Genomic DNA, 16,939 nt, shown 5'->3' on the forward strand with positions numbered 1-16,939 from the left:
TCGACATGGCCGAGACCATGCATTTGATCACTGCTTTCGAGCCTGACATTTCGTGGCCTTCAGCTATGCGACCATCTTAGACATTCGGGAAGGGCGAGATAACTACCCGCTTGGTTCACGTCGTGATCAAATAAGCTAAATGGGGTCGTCGAGCTCCAGAATCTTCATCTCGACAAAATCCGCTAATAGCAACCCGCGAGGCGTCAACTGCGCACGATCTTCGCGATTGACCAGCAATCCACTTGTCCGCATCTCGTGCAATACCGGCTGCAATCCACCGACAAAGTCGAACCCGACGCGCCCGTTGAGCCCGCCGAGATCGATACCGTCAATTTGCCGAAGCCCAAACGCGACCAGCTCGCGAGCATGCTGTTGAACCGAAATTGTCTCGGATTCCGAGATCGCAGTGCCCAACTCCAGAATCTGCTTCAAGTATGTGGTCGGGCTACGGTGGTTCACATTCCGCACACCGTCAACAAAACTCGCTGCCCCGGGTCCAATCGCGTACCAACCGTTCCCATTCCAATAAGCTTGGTTATGGCGGCTTCGAAACGAAGGTTTGGCGAAGCTGCTGATTTCGTACTGCTCTAAACCGGCATCTGAAAGCGATCGCCGGCATGCACGATACATCGCAATATCAGTGTCCTCGGGAACCTCGTGCAACTCGCCGGCTCGCCGACGAGACCAAAACTGCGTTCCTTTTTCATAAGTCAAACTGTAGGTCGACACGTGGGTGATCGGTAACGAAACCGCCATCGCTAGTTCGCTCTGCCACAATTCCAGCGACTCGCTGCTGGCCACCGATTTGCCATCCGGACCAAGAACCGGCGTGCCAAAGATAAGGTCAATAGATACGTTGCCAATCGCGGCACATACCTGCTCAACCGCCGCGATCGCCTGGTCACGGGTGTGACCGCGTTGAAGTGCTTGTAACTTCGCGTCATGGAAAGACTGCACACCCAGACTAACACGGTTCACGCCATTGCGAACCATAACCTCAATCGTCTCATCAGTCACGTCTTCAGGGTTGACTTCACAAGTCACCTCCGCGTTATCGGCAAGCTGCACCCGGCTCGCAACGGTTTGCAGCAACCGATTTAGTCGGTCCGTCGACAATTGCGTCGGCGTTCCACCACCAAAATACAACGTATCGAGCTCCATCGGCCCCGCACCAGCGATGCGTTCCAATTCAACCTCGACGGCTTGCAGATAACGATCCTGCAAATCGTCTCGTCCCGCGACCACACTGAAGTTGCAATAGCCGCACCGGTGTCGACAAAAGGGCACGTGGACATACAGCGATCGAGGTTTCGGCCAACCGCCCGGCGGAGCTGATTTGGTGGCAGTCAACGCAGTGGGAGTCGACTCGGTCGTTATCGAAGTCGGCTCTATAGCCATAGCTTTAGGCGATCGTCTAGCAGCGTGGGCAGAGTCTTCTTGACGAAACGCTTGATTTGCGGGTCGGTATAACGCGTGCTCGCATGCGAACCGATGATCAATTCGTTGTTGAATCGATCTTGGCGTTCTCTGTAATCGTCAACGTGCATATGACCGTGTTTGTGAATCTTTTCCCGACGATGCTCCGGCGCGGCGAACGTCAATTCGCTGATCAGAATCTTGGCGTCATAGAACTCAGGGTTGTTGTCGAGTCCCTGGGGAGCGGTGTCGCCGGTATACGCGAAAATAGGAATACGAACCTCGTTGGTAATTTCCGTGCCCGAAGCCTTCAGATCCCGAATCTGCTCGCCCGACAATTCCAAATACTCAGGCTTCAACTTCATCCGTCGCTGATAGACGATGAACCCCAACGCATCGATGGTGTGCTTCACATCGACTGACTTGACGACGATTTCTCTTCCGATCTTGGTTTCGTCGCCACCCAGCAACCCCACCAGTTCGCACGGCATGGCACCACGATCGAGCGAGCGGAACGTTTGCAGCATCTTCCACGCGGTATCGACAGCGGAATCCGGCATATAGATCACTGGCGGATCCATCTTCATCATCCGGCGCCGTGACACGTACGCCGGCAAGGCGGCAATGTGGTCGAGGTGGGCGTGGGAGATGAACATGGTCGACGTGCCCATAAAATCCCATGGCTGAACGCCGACATCAAAAAGCAGCTTCAACTCATTCACTCGCCAACACGTCTGCACCGCCGCGCGTGAATAGCCTTCGATGGTCAATCCATCGTGGACGTGAGAAGCAACTGGAACGTTTTCAACCATAAGTGAGAGCGAGAGTCAGGTAGTAGTGAAGGTTGTGTGGCGAAGAATTACGTCTCGACCGCCACAAACTCAGCGGCCAAATGGACAAACGACTTCGCTATCGAATAGAAGTGCGTAGTTGAAAGCGAACGGCAGGGGCTTCAAAAATTTGAATCGATCGGGAAACCCGAAACCGTTGATTGCCCTCGGGATAAGCACGGGCAAGCGATTGTTATCTCATCCGAATCGGCATGTTGCTTTTCTCGATCGCTTGGCTGGCGTAATTGTCGACCTCGTTGACGTCCAATTCCGCACGATACCCTTCGGTGCGTACCACTTCGATATCCCCATTGTCATTTTCTGAAACCGCAGCGCCGTGGTGGCGAGTCAATTCCAGCATCGCCAAAAACCAACCGATGTAGGCCGACTTGTGCTGCCCGGGCTCCACCAAATCGATCAATTCCACGCGAGGCTTATCGGCCAACTTATGGTGAATCCGCTGCATGTAAACGTGGATGGGTGTGTCATCGTAGATCACCTCGGTCGGCGGCGGTCCCGCTGATTCACGCATGATCCGCCCGAAGGCGCTGACCAAATCCCATATCTCGAGTTCGACGATGGGCTGATCGGCAGGATCGTTTCGCCGTGTGGGCAAATCGTCAGCCAACCGCTCAAACCGCGTTTGCCAACGTGAAGACATCTCGTCGAGCACGGAAGCTGCATCGCGAATTTCCTTGTACTGAAGCAGTCGCTGCACCAAGGAATCGTGAGTTTCCTCGATCACCTCTTCTTCTACATCGTCTTCAATTTTGGGCAAAACGGCCTGGCTCTTCATCTCCACCAGCGTGGTCGCCAATTCCACAAAATCACCGACCTCGCCCAAATCGAGTTCCTGCAGCACGTCGAGATGCTCGACATACTGCTCGACCACCTTGGACAGCGACATTTCGGTCAAAGACACTTCCTGACGCCGCACCAGATACAGCAACAAGTCGATCGGACCTCGATAGGCGGGCAAATCAATTCGAAAGTTCATGTCATTGCTCGTGGAAGGTTGGCCCGATCGGGTGGGCTCAGTGAAAAGCCCGATTGGAAGAGCCGGATTGATTGGAAGGTAAAACTACTCAAAGGTGAAGCTGAGGAACGATCGCGATCGGGCCGAAAACTGACATCGCCGGACAACTCGCCGACAAACTCGCAACGATCGGCAAACTTGCTCAGACCGGCGACCTCACGGCAATCGACAATAAACGGACTTCAATTCGAAAACGTCGATTTTGTTCTCGCTAGAAAATCCACCAAATGTCAACAAACTGCTCCACCAGCGACCGTTGGGACAGCCGGGGAACGCGCCATCATCCCGTTTTCGCCGGTCCAAACGCGTCGAAATGCTGAAAAGGCAACGAAAAAAGCGCAGCCCTTGGCAGCGTACCGCCTCAAAATTATCATGCCTGCCCCTGGATCGCGACCCGAACCCTCCCTCGGCAGCCCGACGGCTGCATTTTGCGTCATGCCCAACACTATTTACCGCCACTTGCTCTCCGCACTCGTTCAAAACGTGCCCGGCGTGTTGGCTCACGTTTCTGGAATGCTCGCTTCGCGTGGTTTCAACATCGATTCTCTGGCGGTTGGCGAAACCGAAGACCCGAAGCTCTCGCGGATGACCTTTGTGGTCGTCGGCGATGACAGTGTTCTGGAACAGGTTCGCAAGCAACTCGAAAAGATCGTTACGGTCGTTCGAGTTCTCGATATCAGCTCCAATGATTTCGTCGAACGAGATCTATTGTTGTTGAAGGTCGCCGCACCGGCAGGCAGCGTTCGCGCCGAGATCCGAGAATTGGTCGATATTTTCCGCGGCCAAATCGTCGATGTGGGTCCAGAAGAAGTCATGATCGAAATCAGCGGTCGTGAAAACAAGGTCCAAGCGTTCATCGAACGTGTCCGCCCTTATGGCATCACCGAACTCGCTCGTACCGGACGAATCGCCATGGTTCGTAGCGGTTGCTTGGACGATAACGCCAACGAGTAAGAAAACGAAACAGACTGCTCACGCGTGAGCCACCTCGTCGCAAAGTGCGGCACCCCACCCTCCCTATCACCTGACAAACTGTCCGAACTTCACAAGGTTTTGAAAACGATGGCCGCAACCATTTACTACGACAACGACGCCGATCTCTCACACTTGAAGGGTAAAAAGGTCGCAATCCTGGGCTACGGTTCGCAAGGCCACGCTCAAGCGCAAAACCTTCGTGACAGCGGTTGTGAAGTCATCATCGGTCAGCGACCAGGCAGTGCAAACTACGACCTTGCTGTTTCGCACGGCTTCAAGCCTATGACGATCGCCGAAGCCACTAAGGCTGCTGACGTGATCAACATCTTGCTTCCAGATGAAGTTCAAGGTGACATCTACCGCGATCACATTCGCGACAACCTGTCGCCGGGTAACGTGTTGATGTGCTCACACGGCTTCAACATTCACTTCGGCCAAATCGAGCCACCTAAGGGCATCGACACTCTCTTGGTCGCACCTAAGGGCCCTGGCCACTTGGTTCGCAGCGAGTACGAAAAGGGTGGCGGCGTTCCTAGCTTGATCGCGTTGGGCGAAGGAGCCTCGGAAAGCACCAAGCAAATCGGCTTGGCATACGCAAAGGGAATCGGCGGAACCCGTGGTGGCGTGATCGAAACCACCTTCGCGGAAGAAACCGAAACGGACTTGTTCGGCGAACAAGTTGTGCTTTGCGGTGGCGTTAGCGAACTGGTTAAGGCTGGTTTCGAAACGCTTGTCGAAGCTGGCTACCAACCTGAAATGGCCTACTTCGAGTGCATGCATGAATTGAAGTTGATCGTCGACCTGCTTTACCAAGGTGGCCTCAGCTACATGCGTTACAGCATCAGTAACACTGCCGAGTACGGCGACTACGTTTCTGGCCCGCGTATCATCACGCCGGAAACCAAGTTGGAAATGAAGAAGATCCTTAATGAAATCCAGTGCGGCGAGTTCGCTCGCAAGTGGATCAGCGAAAACCGTGCGGGTGCTCCATTCTTCAAGGCAACCCGTCGTCGCGAGCAAACTCACGAAGTTGAGCAAGTCGGCATGGGCCTTCGCCGCATGATGAGCTGGATCGACGAAAAAGAAGTTTAAGCCTTACGGTGAAACTTCCTGCTGTTTCATGACTGACTGAAATTTTGTCGAGTGCTTTGAACAAGCACTTTGAAGATGGGCGACCGCATCCCGGTCGCCCATTTTTCGAAACCACGACACGATTCGAACTCTGGCGAGTGCGGCTACAATATTGAACAATCATGTCTCAATAGCTTGGGGCACTCATGCGAAATCGCACTGGATTGGGAAAAGCCATGGCATACGTCACCACTACAGTTAGCGGCACCCCTTCGGACTCATTTCAGCTCGACCGCGATGAAATGCGGATCGGGCGTCATCCAGAGTGCGACATCGTGGTCGACGCCGGCGCTGTCAGTCGATATCACGCCAAGCTGATCGGGCGTGAGAAGAATTGGACCATCGAAGACCTCGGCAGCCGCAATGGCACCTTTGTCAACGGCCAACTCTTAACCCGAGCCCACAAACTGGTTCCCGGCGATCGGGTCCGCATTAGCGAAGTGGAACTGGTCTACCACGAAAAAGATCCCAGCGCGACCGATGAAGCCACGGTCCCCGAGTTCGCGCGTGGAACTAACGAAATGAGCTTTGAGGGCTCGAATTTCGGTATCCAAATGGTCGACGACGCCGAAGCTCAGGTCGTCTCCAGTTCCAAAGTTGAATTTCGCAGCAGTGACGATGGTCTGAAAATGACCGCCACGCCCGAGGCGAAATTGGCGGCCTTGATTGCGATCAATCGAAATCTGACCGGTGCGATTAGTCTCGACGAAGTGCTTCCCAAAGTGCTGGCCGGATTGTTCGAGGTCTTCCCTTCGGCCGACCGTGGCTTCGTCGTCATGGAAACGCCGGATGGCACATTGGTGCCGCGATGGGTAAAGACCCGCAAGAAGGTCGACGAAACCGAAACCGTACGAATCAGTCGGACCATCATTCGCAAAACGATGGAAAGCAGTGAAACGATCCTATCGCTCGACGCGATGGACGACAGTCGTTTCGATAGCAGCGAATCCATCGCGGACTTTTCTATCCGTTCGATGATGTGCGCTCCGCTGCATGACGGCGACGGCAACGCGATCGGTGCGTTGCAGATCGACTCGACACAAGGCCGCGGGCAATTCCGTGACGAGGACATCGACTTGCTAACCGGCGTTGCTGCCCAAGCAAGCGTGGTGATCAATAACGCTCGTTTGCACGAACAATCGCTCCGGCAAAAAGAGGTGGAAGTCGACTTAAAGCTAGCCACCGAGGTGCAGCAAGCATTTTTGCCATCGACGCCGCCGGACGTACCAACGTATCGCTTGGAAAGTTTTTACAAGGCAGCCCACCATATCGGTGGCGATTATTTCGACTATGTCGAACTGCCCGATGATCGAGTCGCGGTTGTGGTTGCCGACGTTGTTGGGCACGGAGTCGCGGCGGCGATGTACATGGCGAAACTGGCGGCGGAAACGCGGTTTTGCCTCGCCAGTGAGCCGGATTTGGCCAAAGCCGTCGAACGACTGAACGATTCAATGAGCCGTTTGGGTGTCGAGCGTTTTGTGACCTACTTGTTGGTCGTCATCGATCCAAACACGGACAAAATTTCGATCGTCAACGCGGGACACATGCCTCCGATCGTCCGCCGCGCCAAAGATGGCTCTATCGACGAACCTGGCGAAGAAGAGTCGGGACTGCCGATTGCAATCGACGAGGGTATGTCCTACGAAGTCACCACTTGTTCATTCGAAGAAGGTGACCTAGCCGTCATGTACACCGATGGTGTGAATGAAGCCATGGACGAGAACGACGAAGAATGGGGTACCGACCCACTTCGTGAGATCGTTCAAACAACCATCGCGATGCCCGGCGTCGACGACTGCGCTGCTGTGCTCGTGAAAGAGCGCATTGTGCATGACGCCTATCAACACATTGGGACCGCCGACCAATTCGACGACATGTGCATGGTCGTGATCGAACGGACCGCAGGCAAACTACGCCGGCCCAACTCCAACGAGACCGTCGACGTGGACTTCGACAAAACGCGAGAAAACTTGTCGAGCTTGTCTGACACTCACGAAATCGAGCAGAAAGAAGAGACCGAAGACACGTTCGAGTGACCCCCAATCGCCCCGTAGCAGAGAACCAATCGGATGACCAAATCAATTTGCCGCTGGGGATTCCTCGGTGCAGCACAGATCGCCCGCAAGAATTGGAAAGCCGTTCGAATGAGCGGCAACAGTGTGGTGGGGGCCGTCGCGAGTCGCGATATTGAGCGTGCCGAAGCTTTCATTCATGACTGCTCGCTCGAATGCCCACCCGTCGTTTTCAACTCCGACGAGGAAGCCACGCTGACCCGTCCGGTTGCCGTTGGCAGTTACGAAGAACTTCTACAACGCGACGACATCGACGCGGTCTACATCGCCCTTCCCACTGCACTTCGCAAACAATGGGTCATCGCGGCGGCAAAGGCTGGCAAGCATGTCATTTGTGAAAAGCCAGTCGCCGTCCACGGGGATGATGCCCAGGAAATGATCCAGGCTTGCCGCGATGCCGGCGTCGGATTCATGGACGGGGTGATGTTCGATCACTCATCGCGGCTGACTGAGATGCGGCATTCCATGGACGACGAACATCGGTTTGGTCGACTTCGCCGCATCCAAACACATTTCTCGTTTTGCGGCGGCGAGTCATTCGAACAATCCAACATCCGTGCCAACGCCGAACTAGAACCTCACGGTTGCTTGGGCGACCTCGGCTGGTATTGCATTCGCATGAGCTTGTGGGCCAATAAGTTTCAAATGCCCATCGCCGTGTCAGGTCGCTCGACAGCGACGTTGGATGAAGGCCGAGTGCCTAGTGAGTTCCAGGGCGAACTGCGTTTTGAAAACGATGTCACGGCTGGGTTCTTTTGCTCGTTCCTTAGTGCATCGCAGCAAACAGCAACGCTTACCGGTGAACGCGGCTACATCGCACTGGACGACTTCGTGTTGCCGTTTGTTGATGCCGAAGTGAAGTGGCAAGTTCAAACTCACGATCTTCAAGTCGATAACTGTCGTTGGAACTTTGGGCGACATTCGACGTCTCACGCCGTGAAAGAACACGCTAGCGGCGAGGCCGACTCACAAGAAGTTCGCATGTTCCGAAACTTCGCTACTGACGTCCTACAGAACTCACATCACATCGCCCCTGGAAGCGTTCACGCCGCTGACATCGCCTTGAAGACTCAGCGTGTCCTGGACGCTCTGCGCCGCAGTGATATCGAGTTCGGCAACTGGGTGTCGCTAGACGCCTAAAGTTCCTCATCCCCCGTCGTCGTTCCTGTCGTTGACAGCGCGAATGTCAGACGCCTCGATCACCGAACCCCAAGAAATCAACCATGACCTCATCCAATGCCAAGAACGTTCTCGGCACCCCGCTGCAAACATGCAGCACCAGCCCGATGACAGGTTTTTATCGTGACGGCTGCTGTAACACCGGCGGCCAAGATGTTGGATTGCACGTTGTCTGCATCGAGGCAACAGCGGAGTTCCTTGAATTCAGCCGCTCCCGAGGAAACGACCTCAGCACACCCATGCCGATGTATCAATTCCCTGGCCTGCAACCCGGTGACCGCTGGTGTCTATGCGCGGCGCGATGGAAAGAGGCTTACGACGCTGGCAAAGCTCCGCAAGTCAATCTCGAAGCGACTCATATCTCGGCGTTGGAATTTGCCAACCTGGAAGAACTGCAAGCTCACGCTCTGGACTAGCGGTTTGTCGCTCCGCGGAACTCGTTGGTGCCTTGAGACACGTCAAATCGTTAACGTATGGTCCCACCTCACCGGCGGGTAGCGTTAGCCAAGCCAACGTAAAAGATGGCGACGTTTTGGCTGTCCCATGCTGCACAACACCCGGTCCTGCGGCGGTAAAAAAGCACCAGCTTGACGAATGGGAATCACGGAGGCGAGAATTCGCCCGTTCATTTTCCATTCGTCTCCTTTTGCCTCACCAACCGCCCCACGCATGCTAGCCAAAGATATCAAGACCGGAACCGTAGTCGTACACGATGGCAACCCTGTGATGATCCAGGGAATCTCTGTGCAATCGCCATCCGCTCGCGGTGCCGCAACACTCTACAAGTTTCGAGCCCGCAACGTGGTCACCAAGAACAAGGTGGACATCACGATGAAGGGCACCGACATCCTAAACGAAGCCGACTTCGTACGACGGGATGTCCAACTGATGTACACCGATGCAACTCACATGTTCTTGATGGACAAAGAAGATTTCCAGCAGTACGAACTACCGCTGGAAGACGTCGAAGAACAAGTCGGGTACATCACCGAAGGCCTCGAAGGCATGCGAGCGATGATCTACAACGACGCGTGCGTGGGCCTGGAATTACCCGCCAGTGTCGAACTCGCAATTACCCAGTGCGATCCAGGCGTCAAAGGCAATTCCGCCACATCACGTACCAAGCCCGCGACGCTGGAAACCGGTTTGGTGGTGCAGGTGCCTGAATACATCAAAGAAGGCGAGCGTCTCAAGATTGACACCCGTACCGGCGACTTCCTGTCGCGAGCGTAGCCGTATCACACAACACCAGAAAAGCGATTTGCAGATACTGTTTGCAAATCGCTTTTTGTCTTTCAGAGGCTTCCTTGATTTGGAATCCTAATGCTGTTTGTAACCCCTGACCATTCAGCCATGGGTTACCGCGACTCAGTCGTCGTCATCATCGTCATCGCGATCGGGATGAAGCGGGTCATCGGGATCGAAGAACAAATCGGCCAGCCCCAGCGGAACCGAATCGCCACCCAGCGTTCGACGTCGACGTTCGGCAAGCGAGTCAAGGTCGAGCGCCTCGTCGCCAAGACACTTTTCCAGTGCCTCTTGCCAAGCGTCTTCCTGAGCGACCGGATGATCCGGATCTTGCGCAAGCCGTTTGATTGCGAAACGCAATAAGTTGATGCCATCCCGTGGCGAAAAATCCAACTTTAACTCGTGCGAGTGCTGCAGGAAATCAACCGTTAAAGCCAGCATCTCTGGTTCAGCAAATGGCAAATGGTATTGCAGGATCGCCATCTCGTCTTGTTTGTTCGGGAACCCCACACGCAATGTCGGCTGAAGCCGGCTCATGATGTAATCCGGAATCTCAAACGTTGACTCATCCTGGTTCATCGTCACCGCAGCACGAAAGTCAGGTGAAGCCGGAATCGTGATCCCGGCCACGATGGACTCGACATACCGGCGGTTGTCGAAAAGCGGCGCCAAAGAGGCCCACGACTTCTCGTTCATCCGGTTGCCTTCATCCAGCACACAAACGCCACCGGTAATCATCGCGCTAACGAGCGGCGACGCGTGATAGGCAATGTCACCACCGCGGCTGAGCACCGGTGTAATCAACAAGTCTTCCGGACGAGTGTCCGCCGTGCACTGGTAGATATACAGCGGCAAACCTTGTTGCTTAGCCGCTGCGATGGCCAATTGCGTTTTGCCGACGCCAGGCGATCCGAGCAAGCGGGGCGTCAGCGGAAGGTCCGTTTCGTCGACCGTGATCCAACACGCCAAGAGTTGCTTGAGCACTTCGCCTTGCCCAATCCATTCGCCGGGCACTTGGTAGGGATGAGCAAGCTTTAGCTCGACACCATCCAACAAGGCAACGGAATCGTTGCTCGCGGCTGGATCGGATTCGGAGGAAGATGGCTTGGGGGAACTCATTCGAACTCCGTGGACGGAATCGGGTGAAAAGTCAGTAGGTTAATTCTGCCGGATCGACGGCTTCTTCGCCACGCCCCAACGCTTCTTCCTCTTGTCGTGCAGCTTCCAAAATCGGCGTGATGTACTGATGCAACGGATGGTCGGAAAAATGGTCGATGCGGAATTGCCGCAGCCCCTTCAAAAACCCTCGCCAGCGATCACGCTTCTTCAAAAAGACGTTGATGTGCCCCAACTTGCCGTTTCGATCGATGTAGACCTCGCGGCCGCAATGACGATACCCCATCCAGGCTGGCGGGACTCGTGTCACAATGTCGTTATTGTTGACGAAGCGATAGTGGTCGAGTTGGACAAAGTTGATGTACCGACGGTCACCCACTCGGGGGCTGCCGTAGGTAAACAACGCTTTGGGCGTGCTGTTGATATGAGATAAAAAGCACCGGCCCGCACAAATTGTGGCCATGGCTCCGCCCAGCGAATGACCACAAAACCAGGCTGGTTGTTGATTATCGATCAGCGCCGTTTCCAACATTGGCCACAAATCGTCCACCTCGGTTTTAAATCCACGGTGAACCTTGCCAGCGGTTTCGGCCAACACCGCGGCTGCGTTCGCATCCGCTCGAATGTCGTTCCATTCGTTCGGTTCCGTTCCTCGGCAAGCGATCACGGTATCATAGTCATTCCGAAATCGAAAAGCCTGTGATCCGTCATGGTCAAAGAACGTCACGTCAGGAAAACCGATCAAGCCAGCCGCTTCGGTTGCTTCTCGTTCGTCGTTGTAGGCCACCATCGCGAGTTCGGCGAACAACAGTGACTTCTGCAAGAACGTCATGTCCGAAATCGGACCACTGACTTCGCTGTGCACGACAACCGGACGTTCGTCTTTATCGTGAACGACCCCCGTCGCTTGATCATAAGAGCCTACCGGGCTCGCAGGATCGCCAGGATTGGCATGAGCATCCGAATTGGCATGAGTATCGGGTCCTGATGAACTCACCGCATCCACTTGCCCATCAGCCCCGTCTGAGGACGAATGCGAATCGGTGCGAATAGCTTGAGATGGATCAGGATTCGTGGCGGAATCGGTCATGGCAAAATCACTCCTTTAGTTGAGCTAATTGTCGCATACCGGAATGGAGGCATCCAGGCGGGTTGAAAACGGCCGGGCGGGTTGAAATCGGCCAGTCCAGTTGGATTTGGCCAAGCGGATTGGAACTGGCCAGCGAGGTACGTCAGATTGCGAAGGATTCAAACGACGAAAGAAATTGACGTACGAGGTACAGCCATTCGATCTCTCGCATCTATCAAACGCGTGATTCGCAAATCAAAACCTCCGTTAAACATCAAACTTCCATCATCGAGATTTAACAACGTCGACAAGAACAGCCTCATAGGCATCCATCATTCGCGGCCAACTGAACCGGCCCGCCGTTTCGGGACCGCGCGACGCCATTCGCCGACGTAGTTCTGGATCCATCAATACGTGGGCAAGGCCTTCGGTCAATGACTCAATTTGGTTCGCGACCAGCCAACCATTCTGGCCGTGGTCGATGGTATCACGGACACTTCCGCCCACATCAACGGCGACAACCGCGACGCCGGCAGCCATGGCTTCCAACATCGCCGACGGGAATCCCTCATAACGACTCGGCAACACAAACACATCACTTTGCTGCAACAATTTCCAAACCGGATGCACCCAACCCAGAAACTCAACTCGATCCGACACTTCCAGCTCTACGGCCAATTGCCGCAGACTTTCTGCTTCCCCACCGTCACCCAAAATTCTCAACCGCCAATCCGGAACCTCTTGCGTCTCTTTCAAACCAGCGACAGCATGTAGCAACCGATCAAACCCCTTTTCGCGTTCAAGACGTCCCATCGCAATCAACTGCACCGGTTCGCCTTCTCGATGAGGTGGGCTCGGCACGGGTACCACCTCCTCGACGGCCGAACCGATCACGATCGGATGAACTCCCGTCAATCGTTTCAGCGTTTGGGCAATGTCTGAACTCAAACAGATCACGGCCGCGGCCCGCCGGTAAACACGGCGTCTCAACCACTCGCGAATTTTCCCCAGCGACTGTCGAGCCGGATCACTCCGTTCGCTGATGACGATCGGCGGACAATTGGGCAACCCGACGGTAGCCAACAAGGTCAACACATTCGTCCAATCACAAAACGCCAACACCACTTGGTAGTCACCGCTGGCTATCGTTCGCCGAATCGTTCGCAGTCGGTTCCAAAGCGAAACGGGTCGCTGTTCCGTAGAAAGAACCTGCAGCGGAACACGCTTAACCCGACCGGACACCGCATGCCGATCCGTTTTGCCGTCGTCCAGAGTGATCAGCGAGACCTGGTGTCCTCGTTCGACCATCCGAGTCGCCAGTCCGGCCATCACACGCTCCGCACCACCACCATCAAGCGAGTGAATGATGCACGCGATCCGCAACGGCGAGCCCCCCCGTTCGCCAGCGGAATTCGGATCGCCCGAATTGGGGGATCCCGTCTCCTGGCCATCCGAACGATTACCGGAGCGGTCGGATATATGTGGTGAAAACTCAGACAAAGATTTGCTCAAAGTGTCATTGGTTCTGTTTGCAAGGATTGTGAGGGGTAACTAACGTGGAGTCGACACGGGGGTGTTTTGGCTGATCCGCTATCGGAAACATCCAGTTTAACTTCCATCGAAACCCCTGAACCGCGCCAGACAGCGTTCTTCCGAGCGAAGATGCCTGATTTGCCCAGCGGTTTCCATCCTCATCAACGCGATGGGGGAAAGCAGACTCCAGATGAATCGCTTGCCACTGTCGAATCGATCGACCCACCGTTCTTTCCGCCGCCCGCTGCAAATCGCCGCTGTCCTTGGGATGGTCGTGTTTGCCTCAGTTGCCGACGAATCGACGGCCCAGGCCCAGTGTTTTGGTTTCCAGCCATTCGGCTTCTACCAGCCTTACGGTACCCAATTCCGCTCCAGCGTCCCCACGCCACCGTATTTCTCGGTTAGCCCACCGGTCTACTACGGCACTCGGCACTACCGACCTTACGGAATCAGCCCCTACGCTGCTCCACCCCAGGTATCCGCACCTAGCAGCTACCAAGGTCAAGCGGCTTCGTCGGGCATGCGTCAGCGGAACTACGGCGGTCCCGTTGGAAACCCATTCATTTGCGTTTCGAACTCCCCGTCCGTTCAAACTGGTCTCGCGAGCGAATCGGGCAACCAAAACGCCGCTAACGAACTCGTTTCAACGACCAAGTCGTTCGTTCCGGGTAAGGTTCAATCGAATCCATTCGTGAACACCGAAACGCATTTCGCTAGCAAGTAGCAAACGGCGAACTATCAAAACGGTTCGCTTAGAATCTTCTTCAAGGCATCCGCCGTGATCGCGGTGCCTTCATGTTCGATGTACTGCAAGTACGGCATCCCTTGAAGATGGACCAGACCCGCATCCGTGATGTTGGTTTGGTCCAGCCCGATGCCGGTCAAAAGTCTCAAGCCACTGAGCCATTGAAGATCTTGATCCTGCACTGAAGTGCCCGCTAGCTGCACCTGATTTAAGTTTGGCAAACGCGGCAAGTGAAACAGCAACGCGGGGTCAAAATTGTCTTTCGTGAACGCAACCGCGTTGACGGGTTGATCCAAGGCCGGCCGCACCATCCGCACTCCGGCTTGCTGCAACGCAAAAATCGCTCGCTGCGAATCCAGCCCGATCCCCGCTACTTCATGCGATCGCGATCCCGATGTGTCGTCATCAGACTTCACCGCAAAGAATGCATCGGCGTCGATCTTACGAGCGAGATGATCGGAGCCTAAGACAAAATAGCCGTCGTCCATCAAAGTGCGTGGATCAGCAATATGCAATTTGTCACCGGGTTGCGAATATTGCTCGAAAAAGATCCGCAGCGTCCGATGTTCATTAGGAAACGGAACCGCCAACTTCCCCCAGCCTTGGATCGAGTGAATTCCATCACGCGTCGTGATCAGGCCACGGGGAAGCGATCCTGAATAAAGAACATTCGCAAACCCATGGTCTACCCAGCCGACGTAGAAACCGAACGGGCTGAGCAAACACACGGCAGCAAAGGCGATTTCCCATTTCGCTTGAGGCCTCCAAGCGACGGACTGCCACATCACCCAACTACCAATCACCGCGGTTGCGAGATTCCAGGGAATCACGCTCGAATTCCAGTTGATTAGCAAAGGCGATAATGTCACCACGATGCCGGCGTGCATCGCCGCGGAAGGCACCGCCGCCCAGCGAGGACGAAAGCAAGCTAACAACCCAACCCCAATCTCAATCAGGGCGATCCCCCACGCCAAAACCTGATCGTTTAAATTCAAACTCCAGTCCGTCCGCGAGGTCATCCAGTGCAACCCGTGACCGAACCAATCTGGTGAGACCGCTTTGTGAAGTCCCGCCCACAACCACATCGCCGCCAACAGCCACCGCGTTCCCACTCGACCTCGATCCCAAACACAAGCCGTCATCAATACCGCAATCGCATAGAACTGCGGCTGTAGTCGAAACTGGTCAAAGAAGCTCGCAAGCAGCAAGACGATCCAGTGCAACAGCAAACCACGGCGTGGAAGACAACACGTCGCCACCAGCGACACGATCATCAACCAACCGAACGAAAACGGTGGCAGGTCGACCGTGGGCAGATTCGGCGGCATCGAACGGGTTTGCCAAAGCGGCCAAGTGATCCCAACCGTGATGGCTTGGCAAATCGCTGCAAAGACCAACAGACCGTATTGAATGCGATCGAGGCCTGCACCCCACTCCCATCTCAAGCCCCATCCCGCCGACCGGCTTTCACCTGGAAAGCAATCGATGATCCGATCGTGCTCTGGCATTTCATTCATTCAGCCAACTGCCACAGCGGAAACGGGAAGACAACAGGACGAAGACGCGATTCCATCCACTACTGCAGCGAGATATCAACCCACACCATCCGGTGGTCGGTCGCCCGAACCGCTTGACTGAGTTCTTGATCATCGGCTGGCCAAACCACTTTGCTATCTACGATCGACAAGTCCGAAGAGGGCAGCACGTAGTCGACACGAACTTCACGGCGGCCGAACAACGCTGTCGCGATCCCGTGTGATTGACTCTTAGGCTGAACATCGTTGACGCGTTCGTGTGAGATCAGGTTAACGATCGCCGAGCGAATACTGTCGCCGGTCAAGGGATCCGAATTGAGATCGCCCGCGATCACGAATGAGGTGTTCTTTGGCAAACCACCCTTTACACCGGAGTCATCAACGAGATGGGCAGCTTGAGGTTCGGTTATATAGTCGTTCCAGAAACGGATCTCGTCATGGTTTCGTTTTCCGTTACGGTCTTCTTTTCCATCAAACACCGGCGGTGTCGGATGGCTGGCGAGCAGATGCAACGTTCGGGCATGGCCGCCGACCTGCACCCGAATCGGCACGTCGACGTGATTCTTACTGGAAAGCCGTAACGAGTTCCAAACGTCGTCTGAATAGAACGATTCGCCCGTAGCGGGATCAACCGGTCGCAGTGCGTTGGGCAGGTCCGACCAGCGAAACTTTTGAAACGAACGAATTGAATCTCGGTCAATAGGAAACTTCGACAAGACCGCCATCGCGTATTGGCCGGGATACTTACCAAAGCCCCATGCATCGACGGGAAGATACCGCCGTCCGTCGCCATTGAGATCGATATCGGCAAGCTCTCCCGTATTCGTCGGGATCGACCAACGATGTGGGTAGTCGCCATTCAAATACCCGTCCGCAAAAGCGTCCAAGGTGGAACCATCGGAATCATGGTCGATCTCGCATAGCAGCAAAATGTCGGGCTGAGCGTGATTGATCACTTTGGCCAACTTGATTGCCTTCGGATCCGATCCCGTCGCCAGCTGACGCTTTACTTCACCGGCCTTTTCGCCGTAAAGGGAGACATTCATTGACGCAA

15 protein-coding genes are annotated in these 16,939 nt (G+C 55.0%); 7 read left to right on the forward strand and 8 right to left on the reverse strand.

Translation table 11 applies throughout. From position 1 onward, the window contains the following. Positions 1 to 135: 135 nt before the first annotated feature. The 3 genes from hemW to ACR3ZL_RS17755 form a co-directional block, all read right to left on the reverse strand. Complete coding sequence (hemW, locus tag ACR3ZL_RS17745; protein WP_486172836.1) at positions 136 to 1,350, reverse strand: radical SAM family heme chaperone HemW; 1,215 nt, start codon at positions 1,348 to 1,350, stop codon at positions 136 to 138. Positions 1,351 to 1,388: 38 nt separating this feature from the next. Further along, positions 1,389 to 2,228 (reverse strand): MBL fold metallo-hydrolase, encoded by an 840-nt coding sequence (locus ACR3ZL_RS17750; RefSeq protein ID WP_473651776.1) that lies wholly within the window; start codon positions 2,226 to 2,228, stop codon positions 1,389 to 1,391. A 211-nt stretch (positions 2,229 to 2,439) separates the two neighbouring features. Continuing rightward, positions 2,440 to 3,243 (reverse strand): segregation and condensation protein A, encoded by an 804-nt coding sequence (locus ACR3ZL_RS17755; protein WP_473651775.1) that lies wholly within the window; start codon positions 3,241 to 3,243, stop codon positions 2,440 to 2,442. Between the two features lie 474 nt (positions 3,244 to 3,717). Here ACR3ZL_RS17755 and ilvN point away from each other — a divergent pair, with 474 nt between their 5' ends. The 6 genes from ilvN to efpL all read left to right on the forward strand — a co-directional run bounded on the left by ilvN (position 3,718) and on the right by efpL (position 9,872). Then, positions 3,718 to 4,236 (forward strand): acetolactate synthase small subunit, encoded by a 519-nt coding sequence (gene ilvN / locus ACR3ZL_RS17760; RefSeq protein WP_473651774.1) that lies wholly within the window; start codon positions 3,718 to 3,720, stop codon positions 4,234 to 4,236. Positions 4,237 to 4,344: 108 nt separating this feature from the next. Beyond that, positions 4,345 to 5,349, forward strand: coding sequence for a ketol-acid reductoisomerase (gene ilvC / locus ACR3ZL_RS17765; RefSeq protein ID WP_473651773.1), 1,005 nt, complete (start codon positions 4,345 to 4,347; stop codon positions 5,347 to 5,349). A gap of 215 nt (positions 5,350 to 5,564) precedes the next feature. Continuing rightward, entirely contained in the window at positions 5,565 to 7,424 is a 1,860-nt protein-coding gene (locus ACR3ZL_RS17770) for a SpoIIE family protein phosphatase (RefSeq protein WP_473653526.1), read from the forward strand. A 33-nt stretch (positions 7,425 to 7,457) separates the two neighbouring features. Beyond that, entirely contained in the window at positions 7,458 to 8,600 is a 1,143-nt protein-coding gene (locus tag ACR3ZL_RS17775) for a Gfo/Idh/MocA family protein (protein WP_473651772.1), read from the forward strand. 83 nt (positions 8,601 to 8,683) lie between these two features. Beyond that, a complete protein-coding gene (locus tag ACR3ZL_RS17780) occupies positions 8,684 to 9,055 on the forward strand; it encodes a DUF2237 family protein (protein ID WP_486172837.1) in 372 nt (123 codons plus the stop codon). Between the two features lie 253 nt (positions 9,056 to 9,308). Continuing rightward, positions 9,309 to 9,872 (forward strand): elongation factor P-like protein EfpL, encoded by a 564-nt coding sequence (gene efpL / locus ACR3ZL_RS17785; protein WP_473651770.1) that lies wholly within the window; start codon positions 9,309 to 9,311, stop codon positions 9,870 to 9,872. Between the two features lie 135 nt (positions 9,873 to 10,007). Here the strand turns inward: efpL and ACR3ZL_RS17790 are convergent, their stop codons facing one another. From ACR3ZL_RS17790 to ACR3ZL_RS17800, 3 genes are all read right to left on the reverse strand, one after another. Then, positions 10,008 to 11,006 (reverse strand): AAA family ATPase, encoded by a 999-nt coding sequence (locus tag ACR3ZL_RS17790; protein ID WP_473651769.1) that lies wholly within the window; start codon positions 11,004 to 11,006, stop codon positions 10,008 to 10,010. Positions 11,007 to 11,037: 31 nt separating this feature from the next. Then, positions 11,038 to 12,093: a lipase family protein gene (locus ACR3ZL_RS17795; protein WP_473651768.1), complete on the reverse strand. Its 1,056-nt coding sequence runs from the start codon at positions 12,091 to 12,093 to the stop codon at positions 11,038 to 11,040. Positions 12,094 to 12,357: 264 nt separating this feature from the next. Then, a complete protein-coding gene (locus ACR3ZL_RS17800) occupies positions 12,358 to 13,572 on the reverse strand; it encodes a glycosyltransferase (RefSeq protein ID WP_486172838.1) in 1,215 nt (404 codons plus the stop codon). Positions 13,573 to 13,795: 223 nt separating this feature from the next. Here ACR3ZL_RS17800 and ACR3ZL_RS17805 point away from each other — a divergent pair, with 223 nt between their 5' ends. Further along, positions 13,796 to 14,329, forward strand: coding sequence for a hypothetical protein (locus ACR3ZL_RS17805; protein ID WP_473651766.1), 534 nt, complete (start codon positions 13,796 to 13,798; stop codon positions 14,327 to 14,329). Positions 14,330 to 14,343: 14 nt separating this feature from the next. Here the strand turns inward: ACR3ZL_RS17805 and ACR3ZL_RS17810 are convergent, their stop codons facing one another. Both ACR3ZL_RS17810 and ACR3ZL_RS17815 read right to left on the reverse strand, forming a co-directional pair. Beyond that, positions 14,344 to 15,867, reverse strand: a complete 1,524-nt coding sequence (locus ACR3ZL_RS17810) for a hypothetical protein (protein ID WP_473651765.1) — start codon at positions 15,865 to 15,867, stop codon at positions 14,344 to 14,346. 59 nt (positions 15,868 to 15,926) lie between these two features. Next, a complete protein-coding gene (locus tag ACR3ZL_RS17815; RefSeq protein WP_473651764.1) occupies positions 15,927 to 16,931 on the reverse strand; it encodes an endonuclease/exonuclease/phosphatase family protein in 1,005 nt (334 codons plus the stop codon). Positions 16,932 to 16,939: the final 8 nt, after the last annotated feature.

The sequence above is a fragment of the Rhodopirellula sp. J20-39 genome, assembly GCF_057365095.1.

Coding starts and splice junctions, on each gene's coding strand:
- ACR3ZL_RS17790 (WP_473651769.1), bottom strand. CDS start 11,006: ATGAGTTCCCCCAAGCCATCTTCCTCCGAATCCGATCCAGCCGCGAGC.
- ACR3ZL_RS17780 (WP_486172837.1), top strand. CDS start 8,684: ATGACCTCATCCAATGCCAAGAACGTTCTCGGCACCCCGCTGCAAACA.
- ilvN (WP_473651774.1), top strand. CDS start 3,718: ATGCCCAACACTATTTACCGCCACTTGCTCTCCGCACTCGTTCAAAAC.
- efpL (WP_473651770.1), top strand. CDS start 9,309: ATGCTAGCCAAAGATATCAAGACCGGAACCGTAGTCGTACACGATGGC.
- ACR3ZL_RS17795 (WP_473651768.1), bottom strand. CDS start 12,093: ATGACCGATTCCGCCACGAATCCTGATCCATCTCAAGCTATTCGCACC.
- ilvC (WP_473651773.1), top strand. CDS start 4,345: ATGGCCGCAACCATTTACTACGACAACGACGCCGATCTCTCACACTTG.
- ACR3ZL_RS17805 (WP_473651766.1), top strand. CDS start 13,796: ATGAATCGCTTGCCACTGTCGAATCGATCGACCCACCGTTCTTTCCGC.
- ACR3ZL_RS17775 (WP_473651772.1), top strand. CDS start 7,458: ATGACCAAATCAATTTGCCGCTGGGGATTCCTCGGTGCAGCACAGATC.
- ACR3ZL_RS17810 (WP_473651765.1), bottom strand. CDS start 15,867: ATGAATGAAATGCCAGAGCACGATCGGATCATCGATTGCTTTCCAGGT.
- ACR3ZL_RS17815 (WP_473651764.1), bottom strand. CDS start 16,931: ATGAATGTCTCCCTTTACGGCGAAAAGGCCGGTGAAGTAAAGCGTCAG.
- ACR3ZL_RS17755 (WP_473651775.1), bottom strand. CDS start 3,243: ATGAACTTTCGAATTGATTTGCCCGCCTATCGAGGTCCGATCGACTTG.
- ACR3ZL_RS17770 (WP_473653526.1), top strand. CDS start 5,565: ATGGCATACGTCACCACTACAGTTAGCGGCACCCCTTCGGACTCATTT.
- ACR3ZL_RS17750 (WP_473651776.1), bottom strand. CDS start 2,228: ATGGTTGAAAACGTTCCAGTTGCTTCTCACGTCCACGATGGATTGACC.